This window comes from Gordonia sp. NPDC003424 (assembly GCF_053588655.1).
The window spans coordinates 84,654-105,036 of sequence record NZ_JBSFQJ010000003.1 but is presented as its reverse complement, the minus strand read 5'-3'; the positions used below and the strand labels follow the sequence as shown (position 1 = coordinate 105,036).

Below are 20,383 nucleotides of genomic sequence, written 5' to 3'. Positions count from 1 at the left end.
TCGCGGGCTCCGCCGCATGCCGCAGAAGATGGGGGAAGTGTGACGACGTACAGCATCGACTGGGCGCACGAGATCTGGGCCTCGCTCAAATGGATCGGCATCGTCTTCGTCATCGCATCGGTCGGGCTGCTCCTCATCGGGTATCTGCTGGCCCGGTTCACGCTGTGGGGCCGGCAGTACTGGCGGATCACCGGCGGCTTCTTCACGGACCCGTCGACGCGCGTCGGCGCCTGGGTCCTGGTGGCGGTCTTGCTCGCGCTCACCGTCTCGGGCGTTCGACTCTCGGTGCTCTTCTCCTACCAGGGCAACGACATGTTCACGGCGTTGCAGACCGCCGCCGAGGGATTCTCGTCGGGCAACGCGGAGGCGCTCGACGCCGGGAAGAGCACCTTCTGGGGTGCGATGGGGATCTTCGGCATCCTGGCCACCATCCACGTCGTCCGCACCCTGGTCGAGCTCTACCTCGGCAGCATGTTCGAGATCCGGCTGCGGCAGTACATGACGACGCGGAACACCAGCGACTGGCTGGGTGGAATGGCGTTCTACCGCAACCGATTCGTCGATCTGGGCATCAAGGGTGAGGACGCGCACATCCAGCCGGGCGTGGACAACCCGGATCAGCGCATCGAGTCCGACATCACGAACGTGGCGACCTCGAGTCGGCAGCTCGTGTTCGGCTATGGCGGATCGTCGACCAACGGTGTCGTCCCGGCGATCATCACGATCGTCTCGTTCACCAAGATCCTGTGGGATCTGTCCGGTCCGATGACGATTTTCGGTACCGAGATCCCGCGTGCGATGGTGTGGTTCGTCTACCTCTTCGTGCTGGTGTCCACCGTGGTCGCCTTCCGGCTGGGCCGGCCGCTCATCCGCCTCTACTTCCTCCGCGAACGTCTCACCGCGAACTTCCGCTATGCGCTCGTCCGGGTCCGCGACGGCGCGGAGAACGTTGCGCTCTACCGGGGCCAGGGCAGCGAACAGGCCGGGCTGCTCGAGCGGTTCGGCGCGGTGGTCGCGAACTTCTGGCAGGTCATCTACCGGACGCTCAAATTCAGCGGGTGGAACTTCGTCATCAACCAGCTGTCGGTGGTGTTCGCCTACATCATCCAGGCCCCACGGTTCTTTGCCGGTGAGATCAAGCTCGGTGACATGAACCAGACCGCGAGCGCCTTCGGCAACGTGCACGACTCGCTGTCGTTCTTCCGGGAGTCCTACGACTCGTTCGCCGACTTGCGCGCATCGCTCTATCGGCTCGACGGACTCGAGGACGCCAACAGCAAGTCGCGGGAACTCCCCACGATCCGTACCGAGGACCGCGATCGGATGGTCCGCCTCTCCGACGTCGACATCAGCACTCCCGACGGCAACCAGCTCATCCACGATCTGAATCTGTCGCTCTCACCCGGCGACGCCCTGGTCATCAAGGGCCGGTCGGGATCCGGGAAGACGACGCTGTTGCGAGGCCTCGCCGGACTGTGGCCCTTCGTCGGCGGTGAGTTCGATCGGCCCGGCGGCAACGGCACCCTGTTCCTCTCGCAGATTCCCTACATTCCGCTGGGCGACCTGCGCACCGCCGTCGCGTACCCGGCCCTGCCCGACGACGTCGGCGACGACGCCATCAAGCGGGCCCTGCAGCAGGTCTTCCTGCCACACCTGACCGAGCGCCTCGACGAGGAGGAGGACTGGGCCAAGGTTCTCTCGCCGGGCGAGCAGCAACGCGTCGCCTTCGCGCGCATCCTCCTCACGCGTCCGCAGGTCGTCTTCATGGACGAGGCGACCTCTGCGGTCGACGAGGGGCTGGAGTATGCGCTGTACTCGCTCATCCGCAGCGAGCTGCCGGAGACGATCATCGTGTCGGTCAGCCACCGCAGCACCACCGATCAGCACCACACCGAAATGCTCGAACTGACCGGCGAGGGCGGATGGGAACTCAGCCCGGTCACCGCCGGAGCGCCGCCGAGCGGGTCCTGAATCAGCCTGCTGACGTCGCTTCTTTACCATTGCATTACCAATTCGGCAGATCGCACTCCCGACTGATCACCGGCCAGTACTGTGAGCGTGACCACACAGTCGGGTGAAGCGAGGATATCGGTCATGGCGCAGTCAGAAACGATCACTTTTCCGCACCAGAGTGGCGCCGCGGTCGCCACGCTGCCGGAGGGATTCCAGGAAACCGTGCGACTCCGGCCGGACTCGGTCGCGCTGCGGACCGTCGGCGGTATCCAGCAGGTCACCTGGAGCGAGTACGCCCGCCGGGTCCGGGCGATCGCGGGTGGCCTGGCGGCCCTCGGGGTCAAGCACGGGGACACCGTCGGCATCATGCTGACCAACCGGCCCGAGTTCCATCTCGTCGACACGGCCGCGCTGCATCTCGGGGCGATCCCGTTCTCGATCTACAACACCAGTTCCCCGGACCAGATCGAGTACCTGTTCGGCAACGCCGAGAACACCATCGTGATCACCGAGCAGGTGTTCCTCCCCGCGCTGCGGGCGGCGAACACGGGAGTGGCCACGACGGTCGTCGTCGACGGGACCGCGGATCAGGCGATGACGCTCGCCGAACTCGAGGACACCGCCGCGCCGGAAGGGTTCGACTTCGAGGCCTCGTGGCGGGCGGTGCAGCCCGAGGATCTCGCGACGCTCATCTACACCTCGGGCACCACCGGTCCACCCAAGGGCGTGGAGATCACCCACCGCAACATGATCGCCGAGCTCGCGGCACTCGCCGAGCACGTCGACGTCGGGTTCGACGACCGGGTGATCTCATACCTGCCCGCCGCGCACATCGCCGACCGCGTCTCCTCGCACGCCGCGAACATGGTGCGCGGCATCCAGGTCACCACGGTGCCCGACCCGCGGGAGATCGCCGCCGCACTGCCCGAGGTGCGTCCGACCTTCTTCTTCGGTGTCCCGCGGGTGTGGCAGAAGATCCGCGCCGGCATCGAGGCCAAGCTGTCCGAAGAGCACAGCCCGGTCAAGAAGAACCTCGCCTCGTGGGCGCTCGGTGCCGGGGCGGCGGCGGCGAAAGCCCAACTCGACGGCCACGGCGCCGGCCTGCTCGGCGGCGTCCAGCACGGACTGGCCGACAAACTGGTGCTGCACAAGGTCCGCGCCGCCATCGGCATGGACGAGATCAAGTGGGCCGGCTCGGGTGCGGCAGCCATCCCGCCCGAGGTGCTGCAGTTCTTCCTCGGCCTCGGCGTTCCGGTGCTCGAGGTGTGGGGGATGTCGGAGACCACCGGCGTCTCCACGATGACCCTGCCGGAGAACATGAAGATCGGTACGGTCGGGGCCCCGATCACCGGGGTCGAGGCCAAACTCGCCGAGGACGGCGAACTCCTCATCCGCGGCCCGGTCGTCATGCGCGGCTACCGCAAGCAGCCCGACAAGACGGCCGAAACCATCGACGACGACGGCTGGCTGGCCACCGGTGACATCGCCACCATCGACGACGACGGCAACGTGACCATCGTCGACCGCAAGAAGGAACTGATCATCAACGAGGCCGGCAAGAACATGTCGCCGACCAACATCGAGAACGCGATGAAGGCGGCCTCCTCGCTGATCGGCCAGGTCGTCGCGATCGGCGACGGCAAACCGTATATCGCCGCCCTCGTGGTCCTCGATCCGGACGCCGCCGCGGCCCGGGCGAAGATGCTCAACATCCCCGACGCCGACATCGCGACGTTGTCGTCGAGGCGAGAGGTTCTCGAGGAGGTGACCACCGCCATCACCGTCGGGAACGGCACCCTGTCGCGGGTGGAACAGATCAAACGGTTCACCATCGTCCCGGCCGCCTGGGATCCCGGCGGCGACGAGCTGACCCCGACGATGAAGTTGCGGCGCAAGCCGATCGCCGACAAGTACGCGCCGCAGATCGGTGAGCTCTACGAGTCGGCGGCCGGCGAGAGCGTCGTCGACCTGCGCTGAGAGGTGGCCGCGCGGACCGCGAGCGCGATCGCCACGCCCCACAGCACGAGCCACACGGTCATGCCGCCGACCTGAATACGCTGGGCCAGCCCCAGACGGTAGTCGCCGTGCGCGTTGTCGGCGGCGAGCATCCACACGGTCGAGACGACGACGATCACCAGCATTGCCAGTCCGGCAGTGCGCATCAACGGCCAGATCCGGTCGCGATAGCTCACGATCGTGGCCGCGACCATCGCGGTGAAGATCGAGAACACCGCCAGCGTGCTGGTCAGCGCATGGATGTGGTGCAGCTGCGGGAACAGGCCACTCGGCTCCACCGGGCAGCCCGGGTCGATACCCGGGATGCACTCGATGGGCAGCAGCGCGTCGGCCAGCGTCGAGGCGCCGAACGCGGCGAGTGCGGCCACCGCGGTGATCGCCTTCCAGCCGCCGAACAGCGGCCGCGGAATGAGCAGCAGGAGACCAGCGGCCAGTGAGGTGCAGGCGGTCGTCACGTCGCCGGCGACGTAGACCCCCCGATGGGGCCGATTGACCGCGTCGAGTTCGCTGAGGAAACTTCGCAACGGGTCCAGCGGGGTCGCCCAGAAGAACTCCAGAACCCACGACGAATAGCAGATCCCGGCCACCGCCACGAGTACCGCCGCGGCCCAACCGCGAACTGCCCACGAACTCACGTCGGCCAGCCTATCGGGGAACGCAGATCACGAAAGGCGCAGGGATCTCGCCAATTCAGCGAACTTGTCGGAGGTTCTCGCCATAGTGGAGATCAGGAGTCCCGCACCCCAGCGGCTCCGGACGAGGAGAGGACTTTGAAGATGGCACTCGACGACGACGACATCACCACCTCCAGCGCCGGCGGTGAGGGCGTGGCCGACGGCGGCTCCAACCCGGGCGGACACGACGGCGGAGCAGACGGCACCGCGGATGCGGGCGAGGGTCCGGCCGACGGCGGCTCCAACCCGGACGGACACGACGGCGGTGCGGACGGTAGCGCAGACGCCGGTGAAGGACCCGCCGACGGTGGCTCCAACCCCGCGGGTCATGACGGCGGTGCGGACGGAACTGCTTGAGCTCCACCGTGATAACGCCCCGAAGACGATGCTGAGTCGCTGCATCGCCGTCGACGCGGACAGCTTCGCGACACAGTTCTGGGGACGACGGCCGCTGCACAGTCGTGCGACGACGCTCCCTCGCGGCTTCGACGATCTGCTCTCGTCGGACGACGTCGACGAACTGATCAGCGAACGCGGGGTGCGTACACCGTTCATCCGCATGGCCCGCGACGGCGACCTCGTCGCCCGGGACTGCTACGTCGGCCCGGCCGGTTTCGGCGCGGAGATGCCGGATCAGATCGACTCGGCGAAGGTGCTCAAGCAGTTCGCGGCGGGCGCGACGATCGTGCTGCAGGGACTGCACCGGTTGTGGCCGCCGGTCATCGATTTCGCGCGTGCGATGGTCGACGACCTCGGTCACCCGGTGCAGACCAACGCCTACATCACGCCGCCCGCGCACCGCGGGTTCGATCCGCACTACGACGTGCACGACGTCTTCGTGCTGCAGACCGCCGGGCGCAAACACTGGACGGTGCACGCGCCGGTCCACGCCGATCCGCTGGTATCCCAACCCTGGACCGACCGTCGCGCGGCGATCGAATCACGAGTGCTCGACGATCCGGTCATCGACGCCGTGCTCGAGCCCGGCGATGCGCTCTACCTCCCACGCGGATGGGTGCACTCGGCAAAGGCGTTGGGGGACACATCGATTCATCTCACGGTCGGCGTCAGTCCGGTCACCGCGTACGACGTCGTGCGGGCCGTCGTCGACGAGCTCGCGGGGCTGGCCGATCTCCGCGCATCGCTGCCGCTGGGCGTCGACCTCACCGACCCCGACGAGACCGCCGCGATCGTGTCCAAGACCGTGGCCGGCCTGATCGATGCGCTGCGCGACGACACCGCCGCCGTCGGGGAGTCCGCGGCGACGCACCTCACCGCACAGTTCGCCGACCGGACGCGGCCGGTCGCGGTCCGGCCGCTGGCCACCCTGACCGCCATCACCGACCTCGACGAGACCACTCCGGTGCGATGGCGGCACGGACTCGTCTCGACGATCCGTCGCAACGGCGACCGCGTCGAACTGCGGCTGCCCGATCGCACCGTCACGTTCCCGGGGGTCTGTGCACCCGCCGTGGACGCGCTGCATGCCGGGGTGGTGACCGACGCGCGTGCCCTCCCCGGACTGGACACGCCGGACTCGCTGGTGGTGATCCGCCGGCTGATGCGAGAGGCCGTGATCGTGGCGCAGGAGCCGATCTCCGCGCCGGAGACCACCGCATGACCGATCGCCGTCCGTGCAGCGATCAGTCCATCGACCGCGACGACCCGATGTACGGCACCGCGTCCGCCGGCGCCTCGTGGTTGCTCCTCGAACTGGCCGGGCCGTGGGGACACTCCGCGTTCCTCAAATCGCCCGGCACCATCGACCCCGACCTCGGCCGGTCGATCGTGCGCCGCTTCGAGACCGCGGGGATGCGCATCGTCGCGATCCGCCGGCACGGTCGACGGGCCGCCACGCGGCGGTGGCGCTGGTTCGTCGCACACTCCACTCCGGGCGCGGAGACGATGCACCGTGGTGAGGTCTCCGGTCCCGAGGGCTACCTGGATCTCGCGCTGGATGGTTCGGACGGTGAACCGACGACCGATCCCGTGGTGGCAGTCTGCGCGCACGGCAAGCACGACCAGTGCTGCGCGGTGCGCGGACGGGCGGCGACTGCCGCCATCGCCGCCGCCTACCCCGACTGGACCTGGGAGTGTTCACATCTCGGCGGTGACCGATTCGCCGCGACGATGCTCGTCCTCCCGCACGGTCTCTGCTACGGCCGCGTCGACACTGCCGTCGATGCGGCCGATCTCGTCCGCCGATACGTCGATGGGCGACTGGAGAATTCGTTGCTTCGGGGCAGGACGTCGGTGCCGCACGCCGTGCAGGCCGCACAGTATTTCGTGCGCCGGGAGACCGGGGACGACCGGATCGACGCGCTCACCCCGATCGAGGTCGCCCACGTCGATCACCGCATCCACGTTCGGCTCACCGGCGACGACGGACCGATCGAAGTCGTGCTCGCCGAACGTTTCTCCGAGCCGTTGCGCTCCACCTGCACCGCCGGGGTCGCCGGGAAGGTGCGGCAGTTCGTGCTCGTGTCGATGGGCGCCTGAAGCGCTCACAGACGACGATTCCCCGAACCGCTGGCGCGGTCCGGGGAATCTCGTGCCGATCAGACGGTGCCGGTCTAGGCCGTGGCGGGTGCCTTCGCCTCGACCGCGAGGATCGGCGTTCCCACCGATACCTGCCCGTCCGCGATCTTCTCGACGGAGGCGAACTTCTTGGTGTTCATGATCACCACCGGGGTGATGATCGGATAACCGGCGGCCTCGATCTTGGCGCGGTCGAACGTCACGAGCGGAGTGCCCGCCTCGACCTTCTGGCCCGCCTTGACCTTGACGTCGAATCCGTCACCGTTCATCTGGACGGTGTCGATACCGACGTGGATGAGGAGTTCGATTCCACCGTCGAGGACGAGCCCGAAGGCATGTCCGGTCGGCTGTGCCGCCACCACTGTCGCCTTGGCCGGTGCGTACACCGTGTCACCGGACGGCAGGATCGCCGCGCCACCGCCCATCGTGCCCTTGGCGAACACGGGGTCGGGGACATCGCTGAGGGGAACGACTTCGCCCTCGAGCGGAGCCCCGATCTGGGTGACCGCACCATTGGCGCCCGCCGAACCGTTCGTCGACGCAGCTGCGGTGGCCGCCGCTGCACCGCCCACAGCCGCAGCACCGCCGGCCGCGGCCGCTCCGGCGCCACTCGACACCGACGACGGCGGTGCGACGGTTGCCGCGGAAGCGGCCGCCGCGGCCACTCCTTCGGCGCTGTCGTCGATCGGGATCGCACCCGAACGTTCCAGACCCGCGGCGCGGGCGGCCTCGAACTGTGCTTGCTGCTCGGGTGTCCGGTAGCCGGACATCATCACCAGCGCCATCGCCACGAAGAACGCCGCGGCGACCGCGATGCCGTAGAGCAGCAGCGGATCGAAGGCCGGGATCGTCAGCAGCGAGGTGAAGACGAAGGCATTCGTGTGCACACCGCCACCGATACCGATGATCAGACCGCCGATGAAACAGCCCACCAACATTCGCGGATATATTCGTTTGAACCGCAGGTGGATGCCGTACAGGGACGGTTCGGAGATACCGCCGAGCAGACCGGCCGCGAGCGCGCCGGTCGCCGTCTGTCTCATCTGTCCATCACGCTCCCGCAGCGCCAGGACGAGCACACCGGCGGTGGCGCCGAAGCACGCGAAGTTCCAAGCGCCCATCGGGCCCTGGATGAAGTCGTAGCCCAGGGTCTGGATGTTGATCAACATGATCGCGTTGATCGGCCAGTGCAGGCCCAGCGGCACCATGAACGGATATGCCAGCGGAATGATGATCGCGAAGATGAACGGGGAGAAGTCGTTGATCGACTTGAGCAGATCACCCAGGCCGGCACCGACGTACACGCCGATCGGGCCGATGATGAACGCGGTCAACGGGATCATGATCAACATCGCGAAGAAGGGCACGAAGATCAGCTGGATGTTCTCGGAGATCAGTTTCTTCAGCAGCTTGTACAACGGTCCGAGCACCGCGGCCATCAGCAGCGGCGGGAAGACCTGCGAGCTGTAGTCGTTGATCGTCAGCGGGATACCGAAGATGTCGACCGTCTTGATGGTGAACCCGAAGATGGTGTGCGAGGTCGCTTCCTCACCCAGTGCCGTGTAGCCGGGCAACATCAGCACCGCCATGATGGCGAAGCCGACCCACGGGTCCGCATCGAGCTTCTTCGACGCGTTGTAGGCGATCATCAACGGAAGGAAGGTGAACACACACTGCCAGCACAGGTTGATGAAGGCCCACGACGGCTCGAGTGTGACGCCGGGCGCGTTCCACGACGGGATCACGTCCAGGGTCGCCATCAGCGACATGAACGTGATGAACAGAGACGCTCCGAGCAGGGCGCCGAGGATCGGGCGGAACGAGTCCGAGAGGTACTCGAACAGGGAATCGAGCCAGGCCCTGTTGCCGCGTGGACCGCCGGCTCGAGCGGCCGCCTTGACCTCCGCGTCTGAGGGCTGCCCGACGGTCGACATCTCTGGCAGCGCCATGATGTCGTTGTAGACGGTCTGCACACCACCGCCGCAGATGACCTGATAACGGTTGCCCGCCTGCGAAACCGCTCCCAAGACCCCATCGATGGCCTCGACCTGTCCTTGGTCGATGGCCGAGTTGTCATTGAGCTGGAACCGCAGGCGCGTGGCGCAGTGGGTGAGGCTCTGGATATTGCCGGGACCGCCGACCGCTCTGACGATCTCGGCTGCTGACTGGGACGACATAGCTCTCCTCTGTGAGTGACGACGCTTTGGATCACTCACCGGGCGCGTGCCTCGATAGTCGCTCGACACATGCCCAGCTCTTCGGATGCTAGTCCCTGTTAGATCGCGGTGTGGTCACTTGGGCAACCCTGTACGGAAACCATTTGGTCTCAGTTTGGCCGAGATACATGTTGCTCACGTCGTGATCGGGCCCGCGACGGATCTCAGGGGACCACCACGCCGTCGACGTACACCCAGCTGCCCTCGTACTTCTCGAAGCGACTGCGCTCGTGCAGCGTGCCGCGGACCTCGTTGATGCGGTAGTTCGCGGCGAACGTGACTTCCCCGGTGGAGTCGAAAGGTGTTCCGCCGGTCGTGGATTCGATGTCCAGATCGATCCATTGCATGGCGTGGTCGAGAACGAGGTTGCGCGGCCGGGTACGTGGATGCCAACTCGCGAGTAGGTGGTCGCGGTTGTCGACGGCGAATGCCGTGAAGCGGGATCGCATCAGCGCCTCGGCAGTGCCGGCCTTGCGGTCGCCGCGCAGTATCGGACCGCAGCACTCGGCGAAGTCCAGGCCCGAGCCGCACGGGCAGCGATCGTCGTCGGGGTGCTCGCTCATCGGAGTCAGCGTAGTACCTGGCGTTGCTAGCCGTGCCGGACGATCCAGCCGACCAACGGCTTCGTCGCACGCCAGTCGGTGCGGACCCGGTCGATCAGTGCACGGGAGTGGATGACCTCGTCGAATCCGTAATCCCGCATCACCGTGAGCGATTTATGCCGCAGCAACTCGATTCGCGGGTGGTCGACGTCGAATCCCCGCGGCGCCGTTTTCAGCTGATTGCCGCCGACCTCCCATCCGGATCGCGACAGCTTCCGGAGGATGCGCTGCAACTCAGGGCCGTGTTTGTCGTGCACGATCGCCGCCCGGATGGCCGCGAGCCGTTCGGCGGTCGCATCGTAGAAGCCGGCTCCGACGCGGACGCCGGGCGCCCCGATCTGGATGTAGTAGCCGGTCGCCGGGGCGACGGCCAGATAGGCACCCTGGTGGGTCTTGTAGGGCGTTTTGTCCTTGGAGAACCGCACATCCCGATACGGGCGGAAGATCTTCGCCGCACCGAACTCGTCGGCCAAGGCCGCGGTGAGCTCGGTCATCGGTTCGGCGACGGCGGTGCGGTAGACGTCCTTGTGCGCCTCCCAGAACACCTTGGAGTTGTCGATCTCCAGGTCGTCGTAGAAGTCGAGCGCAGCCTCGGGAAAGCCGTCAAAGGTCATGCGCTCGTGCCGGATTCGGTGTCACCCGGGCAGGCCCAGGGCAAATCCGATGCCGATGATCACACAGGAGATGAAGGCCACCAGGGGCATGATCCACATCACATTCATGCGGGGGATGCTACCCGCGTCGCCACGTCGGCGTGCGCCAGTTGGGCGCGGCGGTCCGGGTGTCCGGTAGCCTTCCGCCCGTGAGACGTTGGGGTGTCCTGGTCATCTTGTGCGCGGCGCAATTCATCATGGTTCTCGACACCACCGTGATGAACGTGTCGGTGTCGAATGTCGTCGTCGACCTGAACACCACGCTCACCCAGGTGCAGCTCGCGATCACGCTCTACACCCTGGTGATGGGGTCCTTCATGCTCTTCGGCGGGCGCCTCGGCGACATGTTCGGTCGTCGCAGGGTGTTCGGGGTGGGACTCGCGGTGTACGGTCTCGGATCGCTCATCACCGCATTCAGCCCGAACATCGGCGTCCTGCTGTTCGGCTGGTCGTTCGTCGAGGGTGCGGGCGCGGTTCTGGTGATGCCGGCGATCATCTCGCTGACGGCGGCCAACTACGAGGGACGGGACCGGGCCACCGCATACAGTGCGCTCGGCGGCATCGCGGCGGCCGGTGCGGCGGCGGGACCGTTGATCGGCGGTTGGGTCACCGAGGCGCTGACTTGGCGGGTCGTGTTCGCCGCCGAGACCGTCGTCTGTGTGTTCATCGTGGCGTGTGTCCGGGTCATCTCCGACAGCGGAGACACCGAACGCGGGCGCATGGACTGGATCGGCACGCTGCTCTCGGCACTCGGGCTGGGCTTCATCGTGGTCGCCCTTCTGCAGGCGGGAACGTGGGGATTCATCCGGCCGTCGGGAGCGCTGACGATCGCCGGTAAGGAGATCACCCCGTTCGGTTTCTCCGTGGTGCCGTTCATGATCGGCATCGGCATCTTCGTGTTGATCGGATTCTTCGACTGGGAGCGCCGGGTGATCGCGCGGGGTGGCCGGCCGCTGATGCACCCCGAACTCCTTCGGGTGCTGCATCTGCGGAACGGCCTGGTGATGCTGATCGCGCAGCAGACGATCATCGGCGGGATGTTCTTCGTGATCCCGATCTACCTGCAGTACGTCCTGCTGAAGGATGCGTTCGAGACGGGGCTCAAGCTGGCGCCGATGTCGGTGGCGATGCTGATCGCGGCGTTCTCGAGCCCGAAACTGGCGGCGACACAGTCCCCGCGGCGTGTGGTGTCCGTCGGGCTGAGCCTGGTGATCATCGGTTGCGGTCTGCTGGTGACGACGATCGAACCCGAGTTGAACGGTGCGCTGTTCGCGGTGGGCATGGCGGTGTTCGGCGCCGGATTCGGCCTCATCGCCTCGCAGCTGGGCAATGTGATCATGTCGTCGGTCGGCGACCGCGACCGCGGCGAGGCCGGCGGGCTGCAGGGCACCGCGCAGAACATCGGCACGTCGGTGGGCGTCGCGATGCTCGGCGCACTGCTGATCGGTTCGCTCAGTGCCGGATTCAACACTGCGGCACAAGCGGATCCGAACATCTCCGCGCAGACCAAGCAGCAGGTTGCCGAGGCGTCGTCCGACGGCGTCGAGATCGTGGCACGCGATCAGCTCGACCGCGTCGCCCAGGAGCACAACGTTCCCGCGTCCGAGGTCAATTCGCTTGTCGACCACTACCTCAACGCACAGATCACCTCGATCAAGGCGGCGATTCTGCTCGCCCTGTTCCTCGCCGCGCTGGGATTGGTCATCGCGCGCCGACTACCCACGATTCCCGGCGCCGAACTCGGCAGCGAGTCCGCCGAATCGGCCGCCACTCCCTGACCCCGCCCGGCCTCATACTTTCCGCAGGAGTCGCGTCGATCGGAACGCCGCTAGCGTGAGCCACACGCTGCCGACCGATCCGACGGAGGTCCGCATGACCGAGCCGATATATGTGCCGCACATCGGCTTCTCGGGCCTTCCCCGAGAGGTCGTCGCCCGCATCACCGACTTCGACAACCCGTCCCAGGAGTGGAGGCGACTGTTTTCCGAAGTCATGGGCACCTTCATGCTGGTGCTTGTCGCGGCCGGCGGCGGCATGATGGGGACCGCCTTCGACGGCGCCATCGGACGCGGAGCCGCCGTCGTCGCGCCCGGTTTGATGGTGCTCGCGATGATCCTGTTCATGGGCAAGGTGTCCGGTGCGCACTTCAATCCGGCGGTGAGCTTCGCCTTCGCGCTGCGCGGTGACTTCCCGTGGATCCGAGTGCCGGGATACGTTGCCGCGCAACTCGGCGGAGCCCTGCTCGCTGCGTGGTTCCTGCAAGAGGTGTTGGGTGTCTCGGCGACCAACGGGTCCAACTATCCCGCCGCTTCGGCATCCGGGTTGTCGGCATTCCTGATGGAGACCGTGCTCACCTTCGGGTTGGTCAGCGTGATCCTCGGGACCGCGTCCGGTGCCCAGAACATCGGCATCATGGGCGCTTTCGGGGTGGGCTCCTACATCGCGCTCGCCGGGCTGTGGGCCAGTCCGCTGTCCGGCGCCTCGATGAACCCGATCCGCACGCTGGCGCCGGACATCGTCGGCAACGACTACACGTCCTACTGGGTGTACCTGGCCGGGCCGTTGCTGGGCGCCGCGATAGCCGTGCTGGCGGCCTACGTCCTGCGCGGGTCGGGCGGTGGACGCGCGGGTTCCGGTGCGGCCCAGGGTGCCTTGTTCACGGCGCCGGAGCGGCCCGATCAGACCTAGTCGCCGCCCATGGCTGAACGATCCGACGGCTTCGGCTCGGCGCTTCGCGCCGAATTCGCCCGGATGCGACGGAATCCGGGCGACACCGTCGCGATCGTCACCGTCAACGGGGTCATGATGACGATCGTGTGGTTCACCCTGCCGCGCAGCTGGTTCTTCACCTTCACCGGACCGTCGGGATACGCACTGGCGCTCGCGACGTGGATGTACGCCGACGTCACCGCGACCAACATCCTCGCCGCCGACCGCGACCGCGTCCTCGAACTGTTCGACGACCCCGAATCGTTGCGTACGGTGTTGCGCGCCAAGCAGACGGCGCTGTGGCTGATCATCGCGCCGATCTGTGCGGCGGTGGCCATCGCCTGCGGATTCGTCGAGGACGACTGGCCCTACACCGGTCTCGTGGTGCTCGCCGTCGTCGTGATCCCGGTCGGCGCACTCGCCGTCACCGGGCTTGTCGGTGTCCTGTTTCCGTACCACCAGCGTCCGCTGCGGTGGCGGTGGCAGGAGCGTCACCGGTTCCGCCCGGTGATCGTCCGATGGACGGTGCTGTCGGTGACCCCGTTCCTCGTCTACCCCGCGTCCGCCCTCCTGATCATGGCCGTCCCACTCGGGATCTGGTGGCTTGTCAACGACTTCGACGGTGGTCACCGGATTCCCACCTCCGGCTTCGCGCTGTGCCTGCTTGCGGCCTCGGTGATCAGCTTCGTCTGCTGGTGGTTCGCACACCGGTTCGCGCTGCGCTGGGTTCGCGGTCACGAAGACGACCTGCGCACATATCTCGGCGATCCCGAGCGCGGATGACTACACTCACCGCCATGAAACGGGCGGTGGCCGTCATCGGTGCCCTGGCCGCCGCGGAGGCCCTGCTGATCCACCTCGGCCGGACGTACGGCGCATCGGCGACCGAGCGTGCGCTGCGTCTGCCGGGCGACGATGCCATCCGCAATCCGACGGCGATCACCGATCACGCCGCGACGATCGCCGCCGCACCCGAGGACGTCTGGCCGTGGCTGGTGCAGATGGGTTGGGGCCGTGCCGGGTGGTACACGGCGCGCTGGGTGGATCGCCTGCTGTTCCCGGCGAACGGGCCGAGCGCCGACCGGGTCATCCCCGAACTCCAGGGTCTACAGGTGGGTGATTTCATCCCCGACGGCCCACCGGAGACGAAGTGCGGCTTCATCGTCGACGTCCTCGACCCCGGCCGTGCGCTGGTGCTGCACTCGACGAGTCATCTTCCGCGCAGCTGGCGCGCCCACGCCTCGGTCGACTGGACCTGGACATTCGTCCTCGAGCCGCTCGACGGTGGGCGGCACACCCGGTGTCATTTCCGGTCGAGATGGTCCACCGCACCACGGCCGTTGAGCCTGGCGAGCTGGCTGGTGGTGGTGCCCGCGGATTTCGTGATGTCACGGGACATGTTGCGTGGCATCACATCTCGGGTCGCCGCGGCCGGTGGGGTCGCGACCCGCTGACGGCCGGCGTCGACTCCCGCACCGGTGTCACCTCGATCGCCAGGCCCGTCATGTTGGCCATGCCGGCGAGCCGTTCGAGGTCGGCCGGGTCGGACGAGATCAGTGCGTTGACGTTCGCGCCACCGGAACCGAGGTCGGTGGGGGCGGCCGCGTTGGCCCGCGTCCACCCGCCGGAACCGTTGTGGCCCCAGCCATGTGGGATCGCGACGACGCCGGGCTTGATGTCGTCGGTCACCGTCACCGGGAGTGAGATCGACCCGTGCCGCGACGCGACGGTGACGAGATCACCTTCGCCGATGCCGCGGTCGGTCGCGTCCTGCGTGTGCATGCGCGCGGCGTGGATGCGACCGCCGCGCAGCAGCAGCGGTGCATTGTGCTGCCAACTGTTCTCCGACCGGATCTCGCGCATCCCGATGAGGCGCAACGGATATCGGCCGTCGTCGGCGACCTCGAGACGGTCGATCTCGGTCAGCAGTTCCGGGGCGTCCAACCGGATCTTGCGGTCGCGATAGGTGACGATGGTCGAGAGTCGTGCCGGCGCAAGGTCGTCGGCGACGACGACCCCGTGGGGATGCTGGTCGACGAGCCTCTGGTAGGTGAGCCCGCCGCGTCGCAGGCCGAATCGGTCTCCGCCGACACCGATGCGGATCACCATGTCCGACAGTCGTCGTGGCGTCATCGCGAGGCCCACTCGACGGGCCGCCCGGTCGGCGACATGGGCGAGGCGCAGCGACAGACTCCGGGCGGCGAGCATGCCGATCAGATCGTTGATCACCGTCCATTCCTCGCGCGCCGCGCCCTGTGGCGGGATGACCGCCTCGGTGGCCTGTTTGAACGGCGTGGTGAACAGGGCCTGGAACGGCAGCAGGAAATCCGCGCGCTCGTACATCGTGGTCGCGGGCAGGATGTAGTCGGCGTGCGCATTGGTCTCGTTCCGGTAGATGTCGAGAGACACCATCAGGTCGAGATCGTCGAGCGCGGAACGCAATTCGTCGCCGTTGGGGACCGACAGCACCGGGTTGCCGGCACTGACGAACAGTGCCCGCAGGCGACCACGGCCAGGGGTGGTGATCTCCTTGGCCATCACCGACGCCGGCGCGGTGCCGAGGACCTGCGGCAGGTTCCCGATCCGGCTGCGGCGGCCGGCCCACGAGAATCGGGACACCCGCTGCAACGCCGCCACACCCCATCGCTGGCCCGGGATGCCGAGGTCGCCGAACATGCTGCCGCCCACCACGTCCAGGTTTCCGGCGACCAGGTTGACCATGTCGAGCAGCGCGGTGGTGAGCGTTCCGGTGCGTCCCAGGGAGGTACCCACTCGTCCGTACACCGCGGCCCGCGGGGTGTGGACGAGCCGGCGGGCGATCTCGCGCACCGTCGTCGGATCGATGTCGGTGCGGTGGGTGGTGGCCTCCGGCGAGAAACCCGCGGCCACCGCTCTCACCGTGTCCAACCCGCGGGTGCTCCGCCGCAATGCGTCCTCGTCGGCGAGACCTTCGTCGAACATGACGTTCAGCAGGGACAGCAGGAACAAGGCGTCGGTGTCCGGGGTGATGGGCAGCCAGTCGAACTCCCGCGCGGTCTCGGTGCGGCGCGGATCGATCACGAGGACCTTGCCGCCTCGTTGTGTGATCGCGTGCAGACCCTCGCGGATGCGTGGCGAGCTCATCACGCTGCCATGGGAGACAAGGGGATTGGCGCCGATCACCAGCAGGTAGGAGACCCGGTTGATGTCCGGGATCGGGGCGGTCAGCGGGTTGCCGTACAGGAAGTGGCTGGCCACGAATCGGTTGTTGACGTCCTGCGAGCCGGCCGAGTAGACGTGCGGCGACCCGAGCAGGCTCATGAACATCGCGGCCCAGATCGTGTGGCCCGTGGAGAAGGTGGCCGGGTTGCCGAAATACCAGCCGATCGATCCGGTTCCGTCACGGTCGGCCACGCCGCGCAGCCGGTCACCGATGTCGGCCAGTGCCGCGTCCCACGACACCTCCTCGAAATCGCCGGCCGGGGTGCGGCGCAGCGGGTGGCGGACCCGGTCGGGATCGTTGACGATCTCGGCGAACGCGATTCCCTTGGGACAGGCGAACCCCGCGGACAGCGGATGTTCCTTGTCGGGATGCAGCGAGATGAGGCGGTCGCCGTCGACCGTCGCGATCATGCCGCACAGCGGTTCGCAGATCCGGCAGTAGGTCGGCTTGTCCTCGCGCATGCGCTCACTCCTCCGGGCCGCGTGGATATCTGACGACGAGTGTTGCACGATGCGGCGGAAGCCGGAAGGATTCGGCGCCGCGTGGATCAGCGCGGGGGTGCCACCGACCGCTGAATCCGCTTCATGGATTCGGCGGTCGCGTCGTCGGCGTCCCGGTAGTGGGCGACGGCCTGGTGGAGTACCTCGCTGGTGGTCTTGGCCTCGGCGGCCAGCTGGGTGATGTCGTCGCGCCAGGCGTCGGCGAAGGCGGTGACCGCGCCGTGCACCGCGGGGGCCCAGGTGCCGGAGGAGTCACCGGCGGTTGTCGCGGCGCCGGTGAGCACGGTGTCGGCCTCGTTCCAATGCCGGGCGATGAGCGACACCTCGGACGGCTGTAGATCCATGGTCGTGGCCTCTCAATCAGTGGTGAGTTCGACGGTCAAGGGGGCGTGGGGCGTGAGCGTGCCGTCGGGGAACGCCGGTCCGGTCAGTTCCACGTGGATGTCGTCGCGGCCCAGCGTGACGAGAAGTGTGCAAGCGCCCCGGCTCGCCCGGATCGGTCCCGGCTCGGTGCTGTGCTCGTCGGTGATCCATCCGCGGACGAGGAGACGGTCGGTGATCTGTTCGGCGGACACCGTGCCCGACCGCGGTGCGCGGGCCCGCAGAACCGGGCGTGCCGGGCCGGATCCCGGTGCGGTGAAGCGCAGTTCGGCGTGTGTCGGTGTCGTGTCGGACAGCCAGGCGTGCCGCCACAGGGAGGTGAACTCCTCGGCCAGCTCCCGCACGTCGCGCCATGCGGTGGCGGAGGTGGCCTGCCCGACCGCCTCGTCGGGTTCCGCGGCAGCGGGCGGCGGTCCGGCGTGATGAACGTGGGCGATGCGGATGCGCGGGTCGTCGAGTTCGGCCGCGGCCGTGCGCAACAACTCATCGACGAACGCGGCGTCGGGATCGGGGACGCTGGCGGTCACTGGTTCCAGCCCTGGCGGACGAAGCCGGTCACCTTGGCGATGTCGTCGGGCGGCAGGGTGCCGCCGTCGGCGCCGGTGAGTTCCCGGACGAAGTAGCACGGGCTGGTCACCCCGACCCGCAGGTCCGGCGACCGCTGGATCGAGACGCGGTAGATCCCCGAGGTGCCGACGTCGGGGTTGTCCTTCTCCCAGGTGATCTGTGCCGGCGCGAGGATCTGATGCATCGTGTCGGCATCGACGGTTGTGCTCGGTTCGAACCAGACGTCGGTGGAGTACAGCACGCCGTCGTAGTGGACGCCGAAGGTGAGCGGACCCGAGGTGGCGGTGCAGCCCGCCCACGACTCGCTCGACGCGTCGTCGGCGGGTGTCACGTGCTCGGCCGCACCGAGCAGATCGATGATCGACTGGGTGACCGCACGACCCTGTTCACGGACCTGCGCGGCCTGTTCGTGCGTGAGCGGCGCGTCCTTGTCGACGGTGGCCGACGAGTCCGGCAGCGGCGCGTGCACGCTGGATCCGCACGCCGCCAACACGCCGGTGAGGGTGACGACGGCGAGTGTCGCCAGTGCTCGATCTGGTCGAGGGAGCCTCATTTTCCTGCCCTTCGTGAGTCGACCGCGGGATCACTGTGTCCGGCGGACAGCCAGCCGTCGATGACGTCGTGAACGCTTCGTCGATTCTCGTGTGTGATGTCCTCGCCGTTCCCGGACACGATCTTGCCCAGATTGTCCAGCGATTCCGTACCGGTTTGGTAGTAGCTGTTGTGGTTGCCGATGACCAACGTGGCGTCGCCACCTTCGGCGCGGAAGCGTTCGCCGCCGAATGCGGTGGTCGCGGGGTCGATGCCGAGTCCGCTGGCTCCGGTGATGGGCACCGAGGTCGCGCCGAGGTGTCCCACGAGATCGTTGGAGGCGGCGCCGACGTAGACATTCTGCTGGCCGACACCGAACTCGCCGGCCGTCGCCACCCCGCCCGCGCCGGGGGAGCCGAGCAGGGTCACGGTGTCGAGGTCGTCGGCGAGGCGGCCGGCGTCGCCCGCCCAGCCGACCGTCGTCGAGCCGTAGCTGTGGCCGATGAGGTTGAGGTCGAGATGGTCGCCGGCGCCCTCGCCCTGGCCGAGTCCGAGCTGATCGCGGGCCGCGGTGAAGCCCTGGATGTCCTCGGCGAGGAGGCGGCCACCCTCTTGAGCGGCACCGGGACCGGCGACCGACCCGACGTCGGCGCCGCTGGGTGCGTCGTAGCCGATCCACGCGACGGAGGCGACGCTGTTGCGCTTTCCGCCCGCCTGGTTGTAGAGGTCGGCGGCGCTACGGACGTTGCCGTCGGTCTTGGAGATGTCGGTGGTCATGCCGGGGACGTTCCACGCCACGTTCCGGGCGGTGTCGAGGTCGCCGATGGAGACGACGGCCTTGCCGTCCCCGCCGAAGGCGCGGGGGTCGTAGGCGTAGAGCTGGACGACGGACCCGGGTGCGACCTGCTCGGCGTGGTCGAGGCCGGCCTTCACGTAGCGCGCGTTCCGCAGGGTTTTCTGGGCGTCGCGGTAGCGTCCGCCGTTGAGGTCGCCCAGCGTGACGATGGCCTGCGATTGGGCGATGTCGCGGTCCAGATTCTGCCGGTTCGCCACATCGCGGACCGACGCCGGCAATCCCTGCCCGTTGCCCAGGTACTCGGGGAACTCCTGCTCGACCGCCTCTCGCTCGGCCGGTGTCAGGCTCGCCCACCAACGGGCGCGGTCCTCGGCGGACAGATGCGCCAGATCCTGCGGGTGGGCGCCGCGGTGCGCCTTGTCCAGAGCCGTCCGGATCTGCTGCGCCGGATCGTAACCCTGGTCCTTCAACGACCTCTCGGATGCGGTGATGTCGCCGTACTTGGCGAGCTCGGAGACCAGCGCCCGCTCGTTGGCCGCGGTGGCCGCCGCCAGTCGCGCGTTGGCCTCGTCGAAAAGGCGGACCTGCTCGGCGAGCGCGGTCGAGCGTGCCTGCAGATCGCTGAGAGTGTCGGCGGGGATCTCTTTGCCGTCCCAGCTGCCCACCTCGGCGGCGAAGTTGGTGATCGCCGTCGACAGCTCGCCCCGCTGCGACCAGAGTTCATGGTGGGTTCGCTGCAATTCGGTGAGCCGGTCACCGTAGCTCCGGAGGGCCCGGGCGCCGCGGGACAGCCCCGTGTAGGCGGTCGAGGTCTCCGACGAGAACGGTGCGATCGCACCCAGATAGGCGGTCGCGGCCTTACCCGACCACGTGCCACCACCGGCGCCGACCCCGCGGATCGCCTCGCCGGTTGCGAAGTCCTGCTGGCTTTCGACCGAGTTCGCGGCGTTGACCAGGCGAGTCGCCATCGATTCCGCGCTCGCCGGGCTGCCATTGACCTCGACGGTCGGCCCCGGTTGTGCCGGAATGGTCACTGCCATGAACG

At 67.7% G+C, this 20,383-nt stretch carries 18 protein-coding genes; 9 read left to right on the top strand and 9 right to left on the bottom strand.

The window, feature by feature from the left end; translation table 11 throughout:
* The first annotated feature begins 39 nt into the window (after positions 1–39).
* On the top strand, positions 40–1,971 hold the full coding sequence (locus tag ACWDTI_RS05580) for an ABC transporter ATP-binding protein/permease (protein ID WP_449737054.1): 1,932 nt from the start codon (positions 40–42) through the stop codon (positions 1,969–1,971).
* Positions 1,972–2,094: 123 nt separating this feature from the next.
* A complete protein-coding gene (locus ACWDTI_RS05575; protein WP_449737053.1) occupies positions 2,095–3,930 on the top strand; it encodes an AMP-dependent synthetase/ligase in 1,836 nt (611 codons plus the stop codon).
* Here ACWDTI_RS05575 and ACWDTI_RS05570 read toward each other — a convergent pair.
* Positions 3,888–4,613 carry a DUF998 domain-containing protein gene (locus tag ACWDTI_RS05570; RefSeq protein ID WP_449737405.1) on the bottom strand — a complete coding sequence of 242 codons (726 nt, stop codon included), beginning with the start codon at positions 4,611–4,613 and terminating at the stop codon, positions 3,888–3,890. The genes ACWDTI_RS05575 and ACWDTI_RS05570 overlap by 43 nt on opposite strands.
* Positions 4,614–4,745: 132 nt before the next feature.
* Here ACWDTI_RS05570 and ACWDTI_RS05565 point away from each other — a divergent pair, with 132 nt between their 5' ends.
* Genes ACWDTI_RS05565 through ACWDTI_RS05555 form a run of 3 tightly spaced genes read left to right on the top strand, consistent with a single transcriptional unit; the run spans position 4,746 to position 7,142 of the window.
* Positions 4,746–5,000, top strand: a complete 255-nt coding sequence (locus ACWDTI_RS05565) for a BatC protein (protein WP_449737052.1) — start codon at positions 4,746–4,748, stop codon at positions 4,998–5,000.
* A 28-nt stretch (positions 5,001–5,028) separates the two neighbouring features.
* Positions 5,029–6,264 carry a cupin domain-containing protein gene (locus tag ACWDTI_RS05560; protein ID WP_449737404.1) on the top strand — a complete coding sequence of 412 codons (1,236 nt, stop codon included), beginning with the start codon at positions 5,029–5,031 and terminating at the stop codon, positions 6,262–6,264.
* The gene (locus tag ACWDTI_RS05555; protein WP_449737051.1) at positions 6,261–7,142 is read left to right on the top strand and encodes a sucrase ferredoxin; all 882 of its coding nucleotides are present in this window, start codon (positions 6,261–6,263) and stop codon (positions 7,140–7,142) included. The genes ACWDTI_RS05560 and ACWDTI_RS05555 overlap by 4 nt, the downstream gene beginning before the upstream one ends.
* A gap of 74 nt (positions 7,143–7,216) precedes the next feature.
* Here ACWDTI_RS05555 and ACWDTI_RS05550 read toward each other — a convergent pair whose 3' ends face one another.
* From ACWDTI_RS05550 to ACWDTI_RS05540, 3 genes are all read right to left on the bottom strand, one after another.
* Positions 7,217–9,358: a glucose PTS transporter subunit IIA gene (locus ACWDTI_RS05550; RefSeq protein ID WP_449737050.1), complete on the bottom strand. Its 2,142-nt coding sequence runs from the start codon at positions 9,356–9,358 to the stop codon at positions 7,217–7,219.
* A gap of 203 nt (positions 9,359–9,561) precedes the next feature.
* Complete coding sequence (locus ACWDTI_RS05545; RefSeq protein ID WP_449737049.1) at positions 9,562–9,960, bottom strand: YchJ family protein; 399 nt, start codon at positions 9,958–9,960, stop codon at positions 9,562–9,564.
* Between the two features lie 26 nt (positions 9,961–9,986).
* Positions 9,987–10,613 carry a DUF2461 domain-containing protein gene (locus ACWDTI_RS05540; protein ID WP_449737048.1) on the bottom strand — a complete coding sequence of 209 codons (627 nt, stop codon included), beginning with the start codon at positions 10,611–10,613 and terminating at the stop codon, positions 9,987–9,989.
* A gap of 188 nt (positions 10,614–10,801) precedes the next feature.
* Here ACWDTI_RS05540 and ACWDTI_RS05535 point away from each other — a divergent pair, with 188 nt between their 5' ends.
* From ACWDTI_RS05535 to ACWDTI_RS05520, 4 genes are all read left to right on the top strand, one after another.
* A complete protein-coding gene (locus tag ACWDTI_RS05535; protein WP_449737047.1) occupies positions 10,802–12,430 on the top strand; it encodes an MFS transporter in 1,629 nt (542 codons plus the stop codon).
* A 94-nt stretch (positions 12,431–12,524) separates the two neighbouring features.
* Positions 12,525–13,340 (top strand): MIP/aquaporin family protein, encoded by an 816-nt coding sequence (locus ACWDTI_RS05530; protein ID WP_449737046.1) that lies wholly within the window; start codon positions 12,525–12,527, stop codon positions 13,338–13,340.
* Between the two features lie 9 nt (positions 13,341–13,349).
* A complete protein-coding gene (locus ACWDTI_RS05525; RefSeq protein WP_449737045.1) occupies positions 13,350–14,144 on the top strand; it encodes a hypothetical protein in 795 nt (264 codons plus the stop codon).
* 14 nt (positions 14,145–14,158) lie between these two features.
* Positions 14,159–14,815 (top strand): hypothetical protein, encoded by a 657-nt coding sequence (locus ACWDTI_RS05520; RefSeq protein ID WP_449737044.1) that lies wholly within the window; start codon positions 14,159–14,161, stop codon positions 14,813–14,815.
* Here the strand turns inward: ACWDTI_RS05520 and ACWDTI_RS05515 are convergent.
* From ACWDTI_RS05515 to ACWDTI_RS05495, 5 genes are all read right to left on the bottom strand, one after another.
* On the bottom strand, positions 14,772–17,024 hold the full coding sequence (locus ACWDTI_RS05515) for a molybdopterin-containing oxidoreductase family protein (RefSeq protein WP_449737043.1): 2,253 nt from the start codon (positions 17,022–17,024) through the stop codon (positions 14,772–14,774). The genes ACWDTI_RS05520 and ACWDTI_RS05515 overlap by 44 nt on opposite strands.
* Positions 17,025–17,110: 86 nt before the next feature.
* Positions 17,111–17,407, bottom strand: a complete 297-nt coding sequence (locus ACWDTI_RS05510; RefSeq protein ID WP_449737042.1) for a DUF6507 family protein — start codon at positions 17,405–17,407, stop codon at positions 17,111–17,113.
* Positions 17,408–17,419: 12 nt separating this feature from the next.
* Positions 17,420–17,971 (bottom strand): hypothetical protein, encoded by a 552-nt coding sequence (locus ACWDTI_RS05505; RefSeq protein WP_449737041.1) that lies wholly within the window; start codon positions 17,969–17,971, stop codon positions 17,420–17,422.
* Positions 17,968–18,564 carry a hypothetical protein gene (locus ACWDTI_RS05500; RefSeq protein ID WP_449737040.1) on the bottom strand — a complete coding sequence of 199 codons (597 nt, stop codon included), beginning with the start codon at positions 18,562–18,564 and terminating at the stop codon, positions 17,968–17,970. The genes ACWDTI_RS05505 and ACWDTI_RS05500 overlap by 4 nt, the downstream gene beginning before the upstream one ends.
* Positions 18,561–20,378, bottom strand: coding sequence for an alpha/beta hydrolase (locus ACWDTI_RS05495; protein WP_449737039.1), 1,818 nt, complete (start codon positions 20,376–20,378; stop codon positions 18,561–18,563). The genes ACWDTI_RS05500 and ACWDTI_RS05495 overlap by 4 nt, the downstream gene beginning before the upstream one ends.
* Positions 20,379–20,383 lie beyond the last annotated feature (5 nt).

Bases quoted from the DNA above. Each gene is read 5' to 3' on its own strand.
- ACWDTI_RS05510 (WP_449737042.1), bottom strand. From the start codon at position 17,407: ATGGATCTACAGCCGTCCGAGGTGTCGCTCATCGCCCGGCATTGGAAC.
- ACWDTI_RS05515 (WP_449737043.1), bottom strand. From the start codon at position 17,024: ATGCGCGAGGACAAGCCGACCTACTGCCGGATCTGCGAACCGCTGTGC.
- ACWDTI_RS05520 (WP_449737044.1), top strand. From the start codon at position 14,159: ATGAAACGGGCGGTGGCCGTCATCGGTGCCCTGGCCGCCGCGGAGGCC.
- ACWDTI_RS05500 (WP_449737040.1), bottom strand. From the start codon at position 18,564: ATGAGGCTCCCTCGACCAGATCGAGCACTGGCGACACTCGCCGTCGTC.
- ACWDTI_RS05545 (WP_449737049.1), bottom strand. From the start codon at position 9,960: ATGAGCGAGCACCCCGACGACGATCGCTGCCCGTGCGGCTCGGGCCTG.
- ACWDTI_RS05530 (WP_449737046.1), top strand. From the start codon at position 12,525: ATGACCGAGCCGATATATGTGCCGCACATCGGCTTCTCGGGCCTTCCC.
- ACWDTI_RS05540 (WP_449737048.1), bottom strand. From the start codon at position 10,613: ATGACCTTTGACGGCTTTCCCGAGGCTGCGCTCGACTTCTACGACGAC.
- ACWDTI_RS05565 (WP_449737052.1), top strand. From the start codon at position 4,746: ATGGCACTCGACGACGACGACATCACCACCTCCAGCGCCGGCGGTGAG.
- ACWDTI_RS05575 (WP_449737053.1), top strand. From the start codon at position 2,095: ATGGCGCAGTCAGAAACGATCACTTTTCCGCACCAGAGTGGCGCCGCG.
- ACWDTI_RS05525 (WP_449737045.1), top strand. From the start codon at position 13,350: ATGGCTGAACGATCCGACGGCTTCGGCTCGGCGCTTCGCGCCGAATTC.
- ACWDTI_RS05560 (WP_449737404.1), top strand. From the start codon at position 5,029: ATGCTGAGTCGCTGCATCGCCGTCGACGCGGACAGCTTCGCGACACAG.
- ACWDTI_RS05550 (WP_449737050.1), bottom strand. From the start codon at position 9,358: ATGTCGTCCCAGTCAGCAGCCGAGATCGTCAGAGCGGTCGGCGGTCCC.
- ACWDTI_RS05495 (WP_449737039.1), bottom strand. From the start codon at position 20,378: ATGGCAGTGACCATTCCGGCACAACCGGGGCCGACCGTCGAGGTCAAT.
- ACWDTI_RS05555 (WP_449737051.1), top strand. From the start codon at position 6,261: ATGACCGATCGCCGTCCGTGCAGCGATCAGTCCATCGACCGCGACGAC.